Below are 15337 nucleotides of genomic sequence, written 5' to 3'. Positions count from 1 at the left end.
CCCCCGCTCACAACCGGGGGTCCACCGGCTCCGACTCCAGGGCCAGCACCCCGAACACCGCCTCGTGCACCCGCCACAGGGGTTCGCCCTCGGCCAGGCGGTCCAGGGACTCCAGGCCGAGGACGTACTCGCGGATCGCCAGCGACCGTTTGTGGTTGAGGAAACGGCCGCGCAGGCGGGTCAGGTTGTCGGGACGCGTGTACTCGGGGCCGTAGATGATCCGGAGGTACTCGCGGCCCCGGCACTTGATGCCCGGCTGGACCAGGCGGCCCTCCTCGTCGCGGGCGAGCGCGGCGAGCGGCTTGACCACCATGCCCTCGCCGCCCCGGCCCGTCATCTCCAGCCACCAGTCGACGCCGGCCCGGACCGACTCGGGGTCGGCCGGGTCGACGTACAGGCGGCGGGTGGTCTGGAGCAGGCCTGTGGTGTCGTGTTCCACCAGGCGGTCGAGGAGCGACAGTTGTTCGTCGTGGGGCAGCGCCGCGAGGCTGCGCCCCTGGACCGCGAGGATCTGGAACGGGGCGAGACGTACGCCGTCCAGGCCGTCCGTCGTCCAGCAGTAGCGGCGGTACGCCTGCGTGAACGCGGCCGCGTCCGAGGCGCGTTCACGCTGACGCGACAGCAGGTCCGTGACGTCGACGCCTCTCGCCGCCGCGCCTTCCAGGGCGGCCAGCGCACCCGGGAAGACGGCGCCGGACGCGGCGCCCACGGCCGCGTACTGCGCGCGCAGAAGGCCGGTGGCCTTCAGCGACCACGGCATCAGCTCGGCGTCCAACAGCAGCCAGTCGGTGTCGAGCTCCGACCACAGGCCCGCCTCGTCCACGGCGGTGCGCACCCGGCCGAGGATCTCCTCCGTGACCGCCCCGTCGTCGAAGAACGGGCGGCCCGTGCGGGTGTAGAGGGATCCGGTGGGTCCGTCCGCCCCGAAACGCTTACGCGCTGTCTCCGCGTCGCGGCACACCAGAGCCACCGCCCTGGAGCCCATGTGCTTCTCCTCGCACACGACCCGGGCGACACCGTCCCGCGCGTACTGCGCGAACGCCTCCGCCGGGTGCTCCAGATAGCCCTCGACGTGCGACGTCGCCGTGGGCGCCATCGTCGGCGGGAGGTAGGGCAGCAGGCGCGGGTCGACCGCGAAGCGGCTCATGACCTCCAGGGCCGCAGCGGCGTTCTCCTCACGGATCGAGACGCGGCTGTGGCCGTCGTAACGGGTTTCGACGATGCGCCGCCCGTTGACGTCCGCCAGGTCCAGCGGGCGGCCGTCGTGTCCGCCGGGCGCCTCCGACCGCAGCGGCTTCGCCGGCTCGTACCAGACCTGCTGCGCCGGCACGTCGACCAGCTCGCGCTCCGGCCAGCGCAGCGCGGTGAGCTTGCCGCCGAAGACGGCGCCGGTGTCCAGGCAGATGGTGTTGTTCAGCCAGGTGGCCTCCGGGACGGGCGTGTGGCCGTAGACGACGGCCGCCCGGCCCCGGTAGTCCTCCGCCCACGGGTAGCGCACCGGCAGGCCGAACTCGTCGGTCTCACCCGTGGTGTCGCCGTACAGGGCGTGCGAGCGGACGCGGCCGGAGGTGCGGCCGTGGTACTTCTCCGGCAGACCGGCGTGGCAGACCACCAGCCGTCCGCCGTCGAGGACGTAGTGGCTGACCAGCCCGTCGATGAACTCCCGTACCTCGGCGCGAAACTCGTCCGACTCGGTCTCCATCTGCTCGATGGTCTCGGCGAGTCCGTGGGTGTGCTGAACGTTGCGGCCCTTCAGGTGACGCCCGTACTTGTTCTCGTGGTTGCCGGGCACGCACAGGGCGTTGCCCGACTTCACCATCGACATCACACGCCGCAGCACGCCCGGGCTGTCCGGGCCGCGGTCGACGAGGTCGCCGACGAAGACGGCCTGACGTCCGCCGGGGTGGACGCCGTCGACGTAACCCAACTTGCCCAGCAGCGACTCCAGTTCGGCGGCGCAGCCGTGGATGTCGCCGATGATGTCGAAGGGTCCGGTGAGGTGGGTCAGGTCGTTGAACCGCTTCTCGGTGACGACGGTGGCGTTCTCGACGTCCTCGACGCCCCGCAGGACGTGCACCTTGCGGAAGCCCTCGCGCTCCAGGTGCCGCAGGGAGCGGCGGAGTTCGCGGGTGTGGCGCTGGATGACCCGGCGGGGCATGTCGGCGCGGTCGACGCGGGCCGCGTTGCGTTCGGCGCACACCTCCTCCGGGACGTCCAGCACGATGGCGATGGGCAGCACGTCGTACTGCTTGGCCAGGTCGATCAGTTGGCGGCGGGCGTCCTGCTGCACGCTCGTCGCGTCGACCACGGTGCGGCGGCCGGCCGCGAGCCGCTTGCCCGCGATGTAGTGCAGGACGTCGAAGGCGTCGCGGGTCGCGCTCTGGTCGTTCTCGTCGTCGGAGACGAGGCCACGGCAGAAGTCGGAGGAGATGATCTCGGTGGGCTTGAAGTGGCGGCGGGCGAAGGTGGACTTGCCGGACCCGGACGCGCCGATCAGCACGACGAGGGAGAGGTCGGTGACGGGCAGCACTCGGCCCTTTTGCGTGGAAACCTGCGTCTCGGTCATGCCGCCTTCGCCTCCTTCTCGTTCCTGATCACGAACACGGCCATCTGCGTGGGCGGCCCCACCTCGGGGTCCTCCGGTCCCACCGGCACGAACTCCACGCCGTACCCGTGCCGTTCGGCCACCGCACCCGCCCACGCCCGGAACTCCTGCCGCGTCCACTCGAAGCGGTGGTCGCCGTGCCGGACATGGCCGGCCGGGAGGGACTCCCAGCGGACGTTGTACTCGACGTTCGGGGTCGTCACGAGGACGGTCCGCGGGCGCGCGGCGCCGAACACCGCGTACTCCAGGGCGGGCAGCCGGGGCAGGTCGAGGTGCTCGATGACCTCGCTGAGCACGGCGGCGTCGTACCCCTTGAGCCGCTTGTCGGTGTAGGCCAAGGACCCCTGGACGAGCTGGACCCGCGAGGCCTGCCGCTCCCCCATGCGGTCCAGCTTCAGCCGCCGGGACGCGATGGTGAGCGCGCGCATCGACACGTCGACGCCCACGATCTCGGTGAACCGCGGGTCCTTGAGCAGCGCCTGCACCAACTGCCCCTGTCCGCAGCCGAGATCGAGCACCCGCGCGGCACCGGACGCCTGAAGCGCGGCGACGATCGCGTCCCTGCGCTGCACGGCGAGCGGGGTGGGCTTCTGCTCCTCCTCGGTCTCGACCCCGACGGCGTTGTCGATCTCCTCTACCTCGCTGTCGTCGGCCTCGGCGAGCCGGACCAGCTCCAGCCGCTCCATCGCCTGCCGGGTCAGCGACCAGCGGCGGGACAGGTAACGGCTTGTGATCAGTTTCTGCTGGGGGTGGTCGGCCAGCCAGCCCTCGCCGGCGCGCAGCAGCTTGTCGACCTCGTCGGGGGAGACCCAGTAGTGCTTGGCGTCGTCGAGGACGGGCAGCAGGACGTACAGATGGCGCAGGGCCTCGGCCAGCGTGAGCGTGTCCGCCGCCAGGACGAGGCGCACGTACCGCGAGTCGCCCCAGTCCGGGAACTCCGGGTCGAGGGCCACCGGTTCGACGCCGACCGTCCAGCCGAGCGGCTCGAAGAGGCCACGGACGAGGTCGGGGCCGCCGCGGGCGGGCAGCACGGGCACCTCGACGCGCAACGGCCTCGGCTGCGCGGGCAGTTCGGGCTTTGCGGCGCACACCCCGCGCATCGCGCTGGAGAACACGCCGCTCAGCGCGACCGCGAGCAGCGAGGAGGCCGCGTACGGGCGGTCGTTGACGTACTGGGCGAGGGCCGCGTCGGGAGCGCCGCCGCGGCCCTTGCCCTTGCCGCGCCTCACGAGCGCCACGGCATCCACTTCCAGCAGCAGCGCCGCCGTGCAGCGCTCGGCGTCCGCCTCGGGGTAGAGGACGTGGGCCTTGCCGTAGGAGGTGGAGAACGCCTGCGATTTGTCGGGATGCTTGTGCAGCAGGAAGCCCAGGTCGGTGGCGGGGCGTTCGGGGGTGCCGGTGGTGCTGATCGTCAGGAACACAGTGGGTGCCTCGGATGGGTTCGGATGGGGCGAAAGCGCTGGTAGTGCGCTCGCGCACCTCTCCAACGTACAGAGAAACGGGTGCGAAGCACGCGGGATTTTCCCCGCGCTACCTTTCGGCCCGTTTCCACGCGCCGACGCCCAGTTTTCCGGTGGTCCCGAGGTCGAGGTGCGGGGTCACCGTCACGGGTGCGGCGCCGGACTTCGCTCGGACGCGGACGTAGGGGACGTTCACGGCGGTACCGGCCTGGGTGGTGTTGCGCCAGATCAGGCCGGAGACAGCGGTTTCGCCGGGTTTCAGGGTGAGGGGTGCGGGCGGGTCGTCGTAACCGGTTCCGGTGGAGATGCTGTCGCCGCCGTGCAGGATCCTGATTCCGTCGACCGGCTCGCGGCCTTCGTCCAGGAGGGTCAGTTCCGGGTAGCCGTTGAGGGTGTAGTCGGTGTTTCCGCAGTTCTCCAGGTGGAGGCCGACGACCCGCAGCCCCATGGCGGCGTCGCCGTCGTCGGCCGTGAGCCGGATGCCGGAGGGCGGGCAGACCCCCCGCGCGGCGGGCGCCTCGGCCGCGGGGACCTTGGTGACCTGGCCGACCTTGACCGTCGTCACCGTGGACGCTCCCGGCGCGGGCGCCCCCAGTCGGACGGTCCCCTTCACCGTCCGGCCCGCCCCCACCGAGGCCACGGTCACGTGCTGGTTGCTCATGACCTCGCCCGCGCTCGTGGTGAACTCGAAGAGGACGGTGTAGGTCATCGCCTGGGCCCCGGAGTTGGTGACCTCGTAGGCGGCCGAGACGCCGGAGTCGCCGGTGAGCCCGGTGGGGAGGCGTTCGGCCCTGACGATGCCGTCGGGCGAGGCAGCGGTCGCGGAGGGGGAGGCCGAGGTGGACGGGATGGTCACCGAGGTGATCCGGACCCCGTCCACCGCGGGCTGGGCGACCTGGGTCAGCGACGTCGAACCGTCCGCGCCGACACCGCCGTGCTGCGTGCCGGCGCGTTCCGATCCGCATGCCGTGAGAAGCAGGGCGGCGGCGAGGGCGGCCGGGATGAGGGGGGTGGGTCTGCGCATCCGGCCACCTCATCAGGGGCACGCCCGGCCGACTGTGACGGAGGCCATACCTCCGGTCACAGCCGTGTCACAGATGACGCCCCGGTCCTCGTCCACGCCGGCTGGGCCCCCGAGAGCTGCACCTGCGAGAGCCGGGCCTGCGAGAGGTGCGCTTACGGCAGCTGGGCCTGCACCTGGGCGGAGATCAACTCCAGGTGGTCCAGGTCGTGCAGGTCGAGGACCTGGAGGTAGATCCGCTGGGAGCCGGCCTCGATGTAGCGGCCGATCTTGTCGACGACCTCGGCCGGGGAACCGGCCAGCCCGTTGGTCCTCAGCTCGTCGACCTCACGGCCGATCGCGGCGGCGCGCCGGGCGAGCTCCGCCTCGTCCTTGCCGACGCAGACGACGAGGGCGTTGGAGAGGGTGATCTCGTCGGCGTCGCGGCCGATCTCCGCCGCGGCGGCCCGCACCCGGCCGAACTGCCGCTCGCTGTCCTCGATCGCGCCGAACGGCATGTTGAACTCGTCGGCGAACCGGGCGGCCAGCCGCGGGGTGCGGGTCGCGCCCGTGCCGCCGATCAGCACCGGGATCTTCGGCTGCGCGGGCTTGGGCAGCGCGGGCGAGTCGGTGAGGTCGTAGTACGTGCCGTGGAAGTCGAAGGTCTTGCCGAGCTCCGTGGCCCACAGGCCCGTGACGATCTCCAGCTGTTCCTCCAGGCGGTCGATCTTCTCCTTCGGGAAGGGGATGCCGTACGCCGTGTGCTCCTCCTCGAACCAGCCTGCGCCCAGGCCCAGTTCGACGCGTCCGCCGGACATCTGGTCCACCTGCGCGACCTGGATGGCGAGGACGCCGGGCAGCCGGAAGGTGCCGGCGGTCATCAGCGTGCCGAGGCGTATGCGCTTGGTCTCGCGGGCGAGGCCGGCGAGGGTGATCCAGGCGTCCGTGGGGCCCGGGAGGCCGCTCACGTCGCCCATCTTCAGATAGTGGTCGGACCGGAAGAAGGCATCGAACCCGAGGTCTTCGGTGGCCTTCGCCACGGTGAGGAGGGTGTCGTAGGTCGCGCCCTGCTGGGGCTCGGTGAAGATACGAAGATCCATGCCTCCATCCTGCATGCCGGGTTTCCCGTCAATCCCACCGGTCCCCCGGGCCTCGCCGCTCCCCGGGCGGGTGAAAATCGCCCGTGCCGTGCGTGGGGGGTTGCCCGGTCCAGTGACCTGCCTCTGGGGTGATCGTTGGCGTGGGCGGAGCCGGACCGCCCGGTGCCCGCGCCCGGCTGGTCAGCGCCGGGACGTCACCCGCATCGGCCCTCCTCACGGGGGCCAGGGCCGAGGAGGCCGTCATGTTCGAAGAGACCGTGCCGCAGCAGGGCGGGGGCGCCGCAGCAGCCCAGCCGAAGGGGTTGTTGCAGCAGATGGAGGAGCTGATGGCGGCGTTGAACGCGGATCTTTCGGCACTGGACGCGGACTTCCAGTCGACCGGGGGCGCACAGCGGGCGGCAAGAGAGGAGAGCGACCCGAACTGAGCACACCTCTCACCCGCGCCCCTCTCCCGGCCGCCTCTCACCCGCGCACCTCTCCCGGCCGCCTCTCACCCGCTCCCCCATCCCCGGCGCACCCCTCACCTCTCACCCGCGTGCCTCTGTCCCGAACGCCGCGCCCAACCCGCTCCTCTCCCGCTCCCCCTCTCCCGGCCGCCTCTCACCCGCTCCCCCATCCCCGGCGCACCTCTCGCCTCTCACCCGCGTGCCTCTGTCCCGAACGCCGCGCCCATCCCCGGCGCACCTCTCGCCTCTCACCCGCGTGCCTCTGTCCCGAACGCCGCGCCCAACCCGCTCCTCTCCCGCTCCCCCTCTCCCGCTCACGCCTCCCCGCTCACCCTCCCCCCGGCCCACTTCTCGCCCGTTCGCCTCCCCGAGGTCCCTTTGTCGGTCACCGTTCCGGCAAGGCGCCCTCTCTTTCCTCTCGTTCCTCTCTCGCCGCCAGCTTGCGCAGCATTTCCAGGACCCGGTCCCTGGATTCGTCCGCCGCGTCGATGGCCTCCATGCACTGCCAGTACGTGCCCTGGTCGTCCGCCGAGCTCGCCAGGCCGACCAGGGCGATGCCGACCTCGCCGAGCAGGCCGCCCAAGTCGAGCAGGGCCCGGCGGGCGTCGTCGAGTGCGGTGAGCCGGGCGGCGAGCAGGTCCCCGGTGTCGAGGTCCGGCGCGCCCAGCACACCGCAGCCTCTGCCGGCCAGTTCGGTCAGTCCCAGGGCCTCGCCGCGCAGTTCGGGCGGGCCCGAGACGGCGAGGCGGCTGCCGATCGCCTGCGCCAGGGCCTGCGCCTGCCACACCTCTCTGAGGATCTCCGCTCCCCCGCTGCTTCCCGCGAGCGCGCGCCTGCTCGTCAGGATGAGCCGCACCGCGTCCATGCGCTGCCCCCGTCTGCCCCGACGTGCTCTCGGCACGTCCGCCCGAACACCCGTGTTCACTACCCAGAGTGAGGGTCTGTGGGGCGAAAAGCCAGAGGTAGGCGGAAATCTGTGGACAACGAATCGGTTTCGGTCCGCCAGATTGCTACGGAGAGTGAAGGCGGATCGGGTGGCTCCCGTGCGAGGGGCGAGGACGGCGCCGTCACGGCGCCGTCACGGCGCCGGGAACCTGCGCTCGTTGCGGTCGATCTTCGCGTCCAGCGCGGCCAGCGGGTCGATCCCGAGCACTTCGCACAGTTGCAGCAGATACGCGAGGACGTCGGCGACCTCGTCCGTCACCCGGTGCGCGGTGTCCGGGTCGTCCATCACGCGCGCCGACTCCTCCGGCGTCAACCACTGGAAGATCTCGACCAGTTCGGACGCCTCCACGCTGAGCGCGGCGACGAGGTTCTTGGGGGTGTGGAAGGGCTGCCAGTTCCGGGCGGCAGCGAACTCGGCCAGTCTGCGCTGCAGCTTCGGCACGTCGAGGTGTTGTTCTGTCACGGACCCAGGTGTACCACCGTCGCTCCGTCCGTCCGGGCGGCCCAGGACCCGTCGCTGACCGCGCCGACGCAGCGGATGTGCCCGCGCTCGGCCATCCGCACCGCCAGCCGCAGCAGTTCGGCGCGCTGCGTCACGTCGAGGCCCCGGTCCAGGCCGTCGGCGAGGAGGGTGAGGGTCTGCATCGCGGCGGGCACCTCGCCGACCGGGTCCACGTCGAGGACGCCCGGCCCGGTGAGCAGCACCAGCGCGAGGGCGACGTAGCGCAGCTCGCCGTAGCCGAGCCGGGCGAGTTCCGTGCGGGTGCCGTCGGCGCGTTCGAGCACCGCGCGGACCGTGCCGTCGGCCAGCGGCTCGGCGCGCAGGTCCACGACCGCTCGTCCCGCGACTCCACCGGCTCCGGCGGACAGCGCGGCGACCAGTTGTGCGTGCCGCCGTCCGCACTCCTCCCGGGTGCGCCAGAGGACGTCGGCGAGGTTGTCGCAGCCCGCGAGGAGCCGGCCGGAGCCGGTGGGGACGGGGGAGCCCATCCAGTCGGGCTGCGGGTCGCAGGCGAAGACGGACCGCAGGGCGACGACCATCTGTTCGGCGGCGGCGAGCACCTGCCGCTGCCCGTCGGTCTTGCCGGCCACGCGCAGCGGCAGCAGCGCGGTGCCGAGGCGGTCGTCGGGCAGCGGGGCGCGCGTCACCGGCGCGGGGCCGCCGGTGTGCCAGGCGGCCTGCACCGTGCGCCGCCCGGGATCGCGCAGGGCGGTCTCCAGCAGGACGACGCCGCCCGCGCTCAGCCGCTCCCCCACGATGCGCAGCTCGGGCTCGGCCTGCACGGCGACGTCGAGCCGGACCGGTCCGCCGGGTCCGTCGGCCGTGCATCCGATACGGAACCCCCGGCGATGCTGGGCGTCGGGCCGCGCCCCCTGCGGCACGCACGCGAGCGGATCGGCGAACGCCTCGGCCAGCCGGGCCCCGCCGCCGAGCCGCGCCAGCGCCTCGTACGCCCGCAGCGCGCTGCTCTTGCCGCTCCCGCTGGCCCCGACGAACAGCGTGACGGCCCCGAGCGGAAACCGGGCCCGGCGATGCCCCGCGAAGGCGGAGAGCCGCAGCTCGGTGACACAGGGCCGGACGTGGCGCACCGTCGCGCAGGCCGTGGCCGGCTCCTGCGCGGGCGGCCCCTGCGCGGGCACGGTACGCGAGCCGCCCCCGACGGGTGCCTCGTCGGACGCGGCGTGCGGTGCGGGCGCGGAGGAGGTGAACGGCGAGGCCATATGCGGACGGTAGGGCTCCGCCACCAGGCGAACCGTTTTGCCCCGACAAGCTTCCTACGATCGAGGGACCGCACGGGGCGGGAGCGACGCGGCGGGCCCGGGTGTCAGGCGCTGGGCATGCCCGCTCCCTCCATGATGCCGCTGACCTCGGTGCCCGGCGGGGTCAGGAGGAAGACGTTGCGGTCGACCCGGTGCATGCCGCTGGCCAGGCCGAAGACCACGCCGGTGGAGAAGTCCAGGACGCGCTTGGCGGTGTCGGTCTCCGCGCCCGTCAGGTCGAGCAGGACCGGGATGCCCGCCATCAGCGTCTCGGCGACCTCGCGGGCGTCCGCGAAGACGTTGACCCGCAGCACGACGAAGCGGCGCCGGGTCTCCGTCTCCGCGTCGGGGAGCGCGCGGTGGTCCACCGCCGAGGGCCACGCGTCCCGGCCGCGCAGCGGAACCACCTGAGCGAGCCCTTCCCACTGTTCATCGGTGACGTCGTAACGGTTCACCGGCACCCCCCGAACTGACTCGCCTTCAATGCGTGCACCAGCCAATTCTTACGCCAAGTCACCCGTTCGGCCCAACAGCGACACGGACCGCCACCGCCCGAGTCGGCGCGAGGCCGCTTCTCACCCCCGCTCCACCGGAACCTCCACCTCCTGGTGCACCCCGTTCACCAGCCCTGATTACGTTGCGGAACCGTGTACTTGGCAGAGACCCCGCTGGTGACACCCGGCCGCACGCCAGATCCGGCGGCGCCCGCCGCTCTGGAGCCGCCCGAGCAGTGGCACCGCGTGCTGACCCTGCTCTGCGCCGTCAGCCTCTTCATCGGCACCCGCACGATCTGGACGCAGGCGGCCAGTCACCGGCTGGTCGTCGCCGCGGTCATCTCGCTGTGCTACGTGTCGATCCTGGTCTGCGGGGTGCTCGCGCCGACCGTGCGGCTCGGCCGTTCGCTGGCCCGCGTCGACCTGTGCCTGCTGCTGACCGCGGTGACGCTCGTGCTGTGCGCGTGGGTGATGAACCCGCACGGCAACGACGAGGCGGTGCTCACCGCCCAGGCGGCCCGGGCGATCGTCGACGGCGACCCCGTCTACGGACAGCCCTGGCCCTGGCTCTTCGGTCACGGCATCGCGCTCACCCCCACGATGCACGGCGGCTACGACTACACGTACGGCTATCCCCCGCTCGCCCCGCTGCTGACCGCGCCGCTGCTGTGGATCGGGCCCGACGGCGTCCCGGCGACCGCCATGGGCACCGGTGCGCTCGTGGTCGGCGCGGTGACGATGTGGCGGATGCTGCCGGCGCCGTGGCGGCCGACGGCGACGATGGTGTGCCTCGGGTTCTCGTTCCTGCCGATGTTCGGGCGACAGGGCTACCCGGCGATCGTGGCGCTGGCGCTGCTGATCCCGGTGGTGGTGCGCTGGCCGCGGATCGGGCGGGGCGGGCGGCTCGGCGGGGCCGGGATCGCGCGGGCGGCGTGCCTCGGTGCGGCGTGCGCCGCGCAGCAACTGCCGTGGTTCGTCACGCCGTTCCTGCTGGCCGGGCTCTACGCGGTGCGCCGCGGCGAGCTGGGTCCGCGGGCGGCGGCGGGCGTGCTGCTGCGGGTCGCCGGAGTCGCCGTCACCGTATGGCTGCTGATCAACGCGTACTTCGTCGTGCGCGAGCCCCGGAACTGGCTCGGCGGGATCGTGCTGCCGCTCACCCAGGACGCGATCATCCACGGGCAGGGCCTGGTGGGCGTCTCGCTGTACTACACGGACGGCAGCGACCGGCTCGAATGGTACGGCCATGCGAGCAAGCTGCTCCTGGTGGGGCTGCTGGTGCTGTACGTGCTGTTCGTGCGGCGGCTCGGTCCGGCGGCGACCGTGCTGCCCTGGTTCGCGTTTTTCCTGGCGACGCGCTCCCAGGACGGGTACTACCAGCTGATGACGCCGCTGTGGCTGGCGGCCGCGGTCACCGCGCCCCTGTCGGAGTTCGCCGGCGCGTGGCAGCCGCGCCCGCGCCCGCTGGCGGGAGCGCACCGGCGGCCGGCCCGGATCGCCGCGGCCGTGCTGGTCGTCGTCCCGGCCCTGGCGAGCGCGACGGCGGGGGCGACGGGGACTCCGCCGCTGGACATGCGGCTCGCATCGGTCCGGCGGGCCTCGTCGACTGCCGTGTCCCTGCTGGCAGTTCGGGTCGAGAACACCGGCGACGACGCCCTCGCGCCCCACTTCACGCTCACCACCGGGCAGGGCTTCTCGCCGTACTGGACGATCGAGAAGGGACCCCGCACGTTGTCCGCGCACACCACGGCCGTCTACGAGATCCGGCCGCCGTCGGGGAAGTTCCGCTTCCCGCGGGCCGGCGTACGGGTCCGGCTGCGGGCCTTCACGGGGGCGCCGCAGACGTTGTCGAGCACCGACGTGACCAAAGCCCTTCGCGCACCGTTGAATTGACGGAGCGTCAGGCCACCGTGCGGGTGAAGCGGAGGGTGGCGGTGACGGTGGTCAGGCCGCGGATCATGCCCATCTGGTTCCAGCCCAGGCCGAACTCGGCGCGGTCCACGGTGAATTCGGCGTCCAGGGTGACGGCGTCGGCGTCCGCCTGGCTCAGCCGCGCGGTGAACGACTGCGGCCGGCTGATGCCGCGCGCGGTCAGCTGACCGGACACCTTCACGGAACTGTCGGCGCCGAGCGTGGCGGAGCGCACCGCGAAGGTGATCTCGGGATGGTTGTCGACGTCGAAGAAGTCCGCGCCGCGCAGGTGCGTGTCCCGCTTGGCGTTCTTCGTGTCGAGGGAGGCCGCGTCCAGGGTCAGGGCGCCGGTGGCGGCGCCGTCGGCGCCCACCTCGCCCCCGCCGGTGACGGCGGTGAAGACGCCCTTGACGGTGACCAGGCCCCACATCGTCTTGTGCTTCAGGGCGACGGTGGAGGCGCCCGTGTCGAGCTGCCACAGTCCGGTTTCCACGGCGACGGTCATGGCGTTCTCCTTGGTGATCCAAATTTGGATGATGCTGCTGCGGCCACGGTAGCCGGTCATCCAAATCTGAACAACCTGGTCGTGCAAATTTGGACTACGGATACAATCGAAACCATGGCAGAACCCGCTGAACACCCCGTCGACCTGCCCCCCTGTCCGTCCTTGCAGGACACCGGAAGCGGGCTGCTGCCGCCCGAGCTGCGCGGCTGGATGCTGCTGCTGGCCGCGACGGGGGCGGTGGAACAGCGGCTGCGGACGGTGGTCAAGGAGCGGCTCGACGTCTCGCACGACGAGTTCCTGGTCCTGTGCCTGCTGGCGGAGCAGCCTCGGCAGGGCCTGCGGATGACCCGGATCGCGGAGCTGCTGGGGCGCCCCAAGACCCGGCTGACCTATCAGATCGCCTGCCTCCAGCACGCCGGCCTCGTATCCCGTCAGTCGGTCTGCGGCGACAAGCGCGGCATCGAGGTCGCCCTCACCGACAAGGCGCGGCGGCTGCTGCGCGAGGCGGGCGACACGCTCGCCGAGACGGTCACCGAGGCGCTGGCGCATGTCATGGGTCCCGAGCAGTGCGCCGCGATGAGCGGGCTGATTCCGGGCGCGGCCGGCAAGGAGACGGCGGGCGCCGCCGACGAGGACACGGCGGCGGAGACGGAGCCCGCCGCGGCCTCCGACTGAGTCCGGCCGTGAACCCTTTCGGGGGCTGCGGGTAATGAGGGGTGTCGCCCATCGACCGATGAGGTGACGGCCCGTCGACCGCAGACACGGAGACCGTGTGAACAGTCCACCCGCCAGACCCGACGACGACGCCCGTGTCATCGCCGACTCCCTGGACCGGCCCGAGCTCTTCGGCGAGCTCTACCAGCGGCACGCGGCCGTGATCCACCGGTACGCGGCCCGTCGGCTGGGCGAGGAGGCGGCCGAGGACATCACCGCCGACACCTTCCTGAGCGCGTTCCGCACGCGCAGGCGCTACGACCTGGCCCGTCCCGACGCCCGCCCCTGGCTGTACGGCATCGCCGCCAACCTGATCGGGAAGGGCAGGAAGGTCCGCCACGCCCTCGGGGGAGTCGACCCCACCCTCGTACGCTCGTCAGTCCGCCGTCTGTGCCGGACCGGCCGTCACCTTCCGCAGCAGCGGCCTGCTGGCGGCGATCGCGGCGAGCATGGCCAGTGTGCCGACGGCCACGCAGACCACCAGTTGCACGGCGCCGGAGGTGTTGACGGCAGTGCCGGCCGCCTTGTTGAGTTGCATGGCGCCGAAGGCGCCCATCGCGGTGGTGCCGCCGGCCAGGACGACCAGCGGGATGACGGTCTCGCGGACCCGGGCCCGGTCCAGCACCTGAAGTGGGGTGCCGGCCAGTCGCAGCAGGCCGTAGACCCGGCGCCGGTCGAGGACGCCCGCCGCGGCGGTGAGACCGGCGGAGGCGGCCGCGACGAGGAAGCTCAGCACCAGGGTGGCGGTGCTGACGGTCGCGATGCGGCCGGTGGCCGTGTCGTCCGGGGCGGACACGTACTCCTGCGTGATCGGGTACCTGCCCGAGCCGAGGGACGTCAGGGCGGTGACGGCGGTGTCGATGCGTTCCTGCCCGCCGGAGACCTGCACGGTCACACCGTTGACACCGCCGAGCAGGCTGTCGACGTCGTCCTCGCTCGTGACGGCGACGGTCGCGGTGACGCCCGCCTCGTGCAGGAGTGTGCGGGCCTCGGCTGCGGTGTGCCGGGCGTCGGCGGCGCTCGCGGTGATCACCGCGACCTGGCCGTGGTGGCTCGCGCCCTCGGCGCTCAGCGTGCTGACGGAGAAGAACCCGGCCACGAATCCGGCGAGGACCAGGCCGCTGACGGTGCGCCAGGCTCCGCGCGGGTCGTCGCTGAGCCGGCGCGCGGCCAGCAGCGTCGCCGGGCGCTTGGCGCGGCGGCCCACGATCCGGCCCAGCCGGTCCACGACCCAGGGGCCGAACAGCCAGAACGCGCCGTAGAAGAGCGCCAGCAGGGCGAGCAGTTGACGGGTCTTCAGCTGGCCGCCCTCGCCCGTGGTCATCCAGATGTAGAGCAGAACGGCGACGAACAGCACCAGACGGATCGCCCGGGTACGGCGTGGGTCGGCCTGCTGGGCGACGCCCAGGGGCGAGGTGGCCACCTGGCGCAGCATCGTCACCGCGCTCAGGGTGATCAGGGCGGTGACCGCAGCCACGACCGCGGCCAGCCAGGGCAGTCCGACCCACAACTGTCCGGTGTACCAGGCGCCGACGCCGTACGGGAGCTCGGCGAGCACGGGCAGCAGTGCCGTGTAGGCGAGCGCGCCCGACAGGGCCCCGGCCGCGCCGACGGCGGCCGCCTCGACGGCGGTCATGGCGAGGATCTGCCGCGGGGTCGCCCCGGCCAGCCGCAGTGCGGCGAGCCGCTGTTCGCGCCGGGCCGCGCCGAGCCGTCCGGCGGCCGCGGCGAGCACGACGACGGGCATGACGAGGAGCACCACGCCCAGCAGCACCGTCCCCTGGTCGATGTCGGTGAACACGCTCGCCTTGGCGCCGGAGAACCCGGAGACCAGTGCGCGCTCGGTCAGCCCGTCGTCGTAGTAGTTCTGCTCCCCGGCGGTCTCGGAGACGGCTGCGTCGCCGGGCGCCCGTCCGACCACCGCGACCAGCTCGTCGGGGGAGGCGAGACCGGCGGCGCCGATCGTGCCGTAGGACGTGGTCTTCGGGAAACGGTCGGCGAGTCGGCCGGCGGGCAGCCGGTGCAGCAGCTCGGCCAGGGCGGGAGAGACGTACACCTCGCCCCGCTTCGGGAAGCCGCTCAGGCCGGGCGGCGCGGGGGTCGCCGCGCGGCCGGGCAGCTGGGCCAGGTTCACGACGATGACGGGTTCCTGGCGTACGTACGTCGCGGTCGTGGTCTGGACGGCCGTCGCCTCCTTGGCCGAGACGGCGTCCGGGGTGCGCCAGGCGGTGGCCTCCGCGCGGGCGCCCGCGCCGAGGGAGGCGGCGATCATCACCAGCAGCAGGAACGAGCCGACGGCGGCGGCGCCGGCCGCGAGGAGCTGGGAGTGCAGGCCGCGGCGGCCGGAGGACCTGGCCAGGTGCCAGGTCAGGGGCAGGACGGGGGAACGCATGGCGGCT

At 72.6% G+C, this 15337-nt stretch carries 13 protein-coding genes and 1 pseudogene; 4 read left to right on the top strand and 10 right to left on the bottom strand.

Going from position 1 to position 15337, the window contains the following annotated elements:
• Positions 1-7: 7 nt before the first annotated feature.
• The 4 genes from ACIBAF_RS29335 to ACIBAF_RS29320 all read right to left on the bottom strand — a co-directional run bounded on the left by ACIBAF_RS29335 (position 8) and on the right by ACIBAF_RS29320 (position 6165).
• Positions 8-2566, bottom strand: coding sequence for a polynucleotide kinase-phosphatase (locus tag ACIBAF_RS29335; RefSeq protein ID WP_399467001.1), 2559 nt, complete (start codon positions 2564-2566; stop codon positions 8-10).
• On the bottom strand, positions 2563-4026 hold the full coding sequence (locus ACIBAF_RS29330) for a 3' terminal RNA ribose 2'-O-methyltransferase Hen1 (protein WP_399466999.1): 1464 nt from the start codon (positions 4024-4026) through the stop codon (positions 2563-2565). Before ACIBAF_RS29330 ends, ACIBAF_RS29335 begins: the two co-directional genes overlap by 4 nt.
• Before the next feature lie 109 nt (positions 4027-4135).
• Complete coding sequence (locus ACIBAF_RS29325) at positions 4136-5089, bottom strand: DUF4232 domain-containing protein (RefSeq protein WP_399466998.1); 954 nt, start codon at positions 5087-5089, stop codon at positions 4136-4138.
• A gap of 152 nt (positions 5090-5241) precedes the next feature.
• Positions 5242-6165, bottom strand: coding sequence for an LLM class F420-dependent oxidoreductase (locus tag ACIBAF_RS29320; protein WP_399466996.1), 924 nt, complete (start codon positions 6163-6165; stop codon positions 5242-5244).
• Positions 6166-6407: 242 nt separating this feature from the next.
• Between ACIBAF_RS29320 and ACIBAF_RS29315 the strand changes: the two genes are divergently transcribed.
• Positions 6408-6590: a hypothetical protein gene (locus ACIBAF_RS29315; protein WP_399466994.1), complete on the top strand. Its 183-nt coding sequence runs from the start codon at positions 6408-6410 to the stop codon at positions 6588-6590.
• 406 nt (positions 6591-6996) lie between these two features.
• Here the strand turns inward: ACIBAF_RS29315 and ACIBAF_RS29310 are convergent, their stop codons facing one another.
• The 4 genes from ACIBAF_RS29310 to ACIBAF_RS29295 form a co-directional block, all read right to left on the bottom strand.
• On the bottom strand, positions 6997-7476 hold the full coding sequence (locus ACIBAF_RS29310; RefSeq protein ID WP_399466993.1) for a DUF6099 family protein: 480 nt from the start codon (positions 7474-7476) through the stop codon (positions 6997-6999).
• Positions 7477-7689: 213 nt separating this feature from the next.
• Entirely contained in the window at positions 7690-8019 is a 330-nt protein-coding gene (locus ACIBAF_RS29305; protein ID WP_399466991.1) for a nucleotide pyrophosphohydrolase, read from the bottom strand.
• Entirely contained in the window at positions 8016-9278 is a 1263-nt protein-coding gene (locus ACIBAF_RS29300) for an ATP-binding protein (protein ID WP_399466989.1), read from the bottom strand. Before ACIBAF_RS29300 ends, ACIBAF_RS29305 begins: the two co-directional genes overlap by 4 nt.
• A gap of 104 nt (positions 9279-9382) precedes the next feature.
• Positions 9383-9778, bottom strand: coding sequence for a cell division protein SepF (locus ACIBAF_RS29295; RefSeq protein WP_399466988.1), 396 nt, complete (start codon positions 9776-9778; stop codon positions 9383-9385).
• A 186-nt stretch (positions 9779-9964) separates the two neighbouring features.
• On the opposite strand from ACIBAF_RS29295, the gene ACIBAF_RS29290 reads away from it, so the two are divergent.
• Complete coding sequence (locus ACIBAF_RS29290) at positions 9965-11701, top strand: hypothetical protein (protein ID WP_399466986.1); 1737 nt, start codon at positions 9965-9967, stop codon at positions 11699-11701.
• 7 nt (positions 11702-11708) lie between these two features.
• Here the strand turns inward: ACIBAF_RS29290 and ACIBAF_RS29285 are convergent, their stop codons facing one another.
• The gene (locus ACIBAF_RS29285; protein WP_399466985.1) at positions 11709-12224 is read right to left on the bottom strand and encodes a YceI family protein; all 516 of its coding nucleotides are present in this window, start codon (positions 12222-12224) and stop codon (positions 11709-11711) included.
• Between the two features lie 114 nt (positions 12225-12338).
• Between ACIBAF_RS29285 and ACIBAF_RS29280 the strand changes: the two genes are divergently transcribed.
• Together ACIBAF_RS29280 and ACIBAF_RS29275 are read left to right on the top strand one after the other, a co-directional pair.
• Positions 12339-12899, top strand: a complete 561-nt coding sequence (locus tag ACIBAF_RS29280) for a MarR family winged helix-turn-helix transcriptional regulator (RefSeq protein ID WP_399466983.1) — start codon at positions 12339-12341, stop codon at positions 12897-12899.
• A 97-nt stretch (positions 12900-12996) separates the two neighbouring features.
• Positions 12997-13341 (top strand): annotated as a pseudogene (locus ACIBAF_RS29275) (RNA polymerase sigma factor); the annotation flags it as partial.
• On the opposite strand, the gene ACIBAF_RS29270 reads toward ACIBAF_RS29275, so the two are convergent.
• A complete protein-coding gene (locus ACIBAF_RS29270; RefSeq protein WP_399466982.1) occupies positions 13315-15330 on the bottom strand; it encodes an FtsX-like permease family protein in 2016 nt (671 codons plus the stop codon). The pseudogene ACIBAF_RS29275 and the gene ACIBAF_RS29270 overlap by 27 nt on opposite strands.
• Positions 15331-15337 lie beyond the last annotated feature (7 nt).

It is taken from the genome of Streptomyces sp. NPDC051677 (assembly GCF_044453465.1).
Lineage (GTDB): Bacteria > Actinomycetota > Actinomycetes > Streptomycetales > Streptomycetaceae > Streptomyces.
The sequence above is the reverse complement of the archived record's forward strand: the minus strand, read 5'-3'. Positions and strand labels throughout refer to the sequence as shown.

Excerpts from the sequence above, each read along its gene's own strand:
- ACIBAF_RS29335 (WP_399467001.1), bottom strand. The coding sequence starts at position 2,566 with ATGACCGAGACGCAGGTTTCCACGCAAAAGGGCCGAGTGCTGCCCGTC.
- ACIBAF_RS29325 (WP_399466998.1), bottom strand. The coding sequence starts at position 5,089 with ATGCGCAGACCCACCCCCCTCATCCCGGCCGCCCTCGCCGCCGCCCTG.
- ACIBAF_RS29320 (WP_399466996.1), bottom strand. The coding sequence starts at position 6,165 with ATGGATCTTCGTATCTTCACCGAGCCCCAGCAGGGCGCGACCTACGAC.
- ACIBAF_RS29315 (WP_399466994.1), top strand. The coding sequence starts at position 6,408 with ATGTTCGAAGAGACCGTGCCGCAGCAGGGCGGGGGCGCCGCAGCAGCC.
- ACIBAF_RS29310 (WP_399466993.1), bottom strand. The coding sequence starts at position 7,476 with ATGGACGCGGTGCGGCTCATCCTGACGAGCAGGCGCGCGCTCGCGGGA.
- ACIBAF_RS29300 (WP_399466989.1), bottom strand. The coding sequence starts at position 9,278 with ATGGCCTCGCCGTTCACCTCCTCCGCGCCCGCACCGCACGCCGCGTCC.
- ACIBAF_RS29285 (WP_399466985.1), bottom strand. The coding sequence starts at position 12,224 with ATGACCGTCGCCGTGGAAACCGGACTGTGGCAGCTCGACACGGGCGCC.
- ACIBAF_RS29280 (WP_399466983.1), top strand. The coding sequence starts at position 12,339 with ATGGCAGAACCCGCTGAACACCCCGTCGACCTGCCCCCCTGTCCGTCC.
- ACIBAF_RS29270 (WP_399466982.1), bottom strand. The coding sequence starts at position 15,330 with ATGCGTTCCCCCGTCCTGCCCCTGACCTGGCACCTGGCCAGGTCCTCC.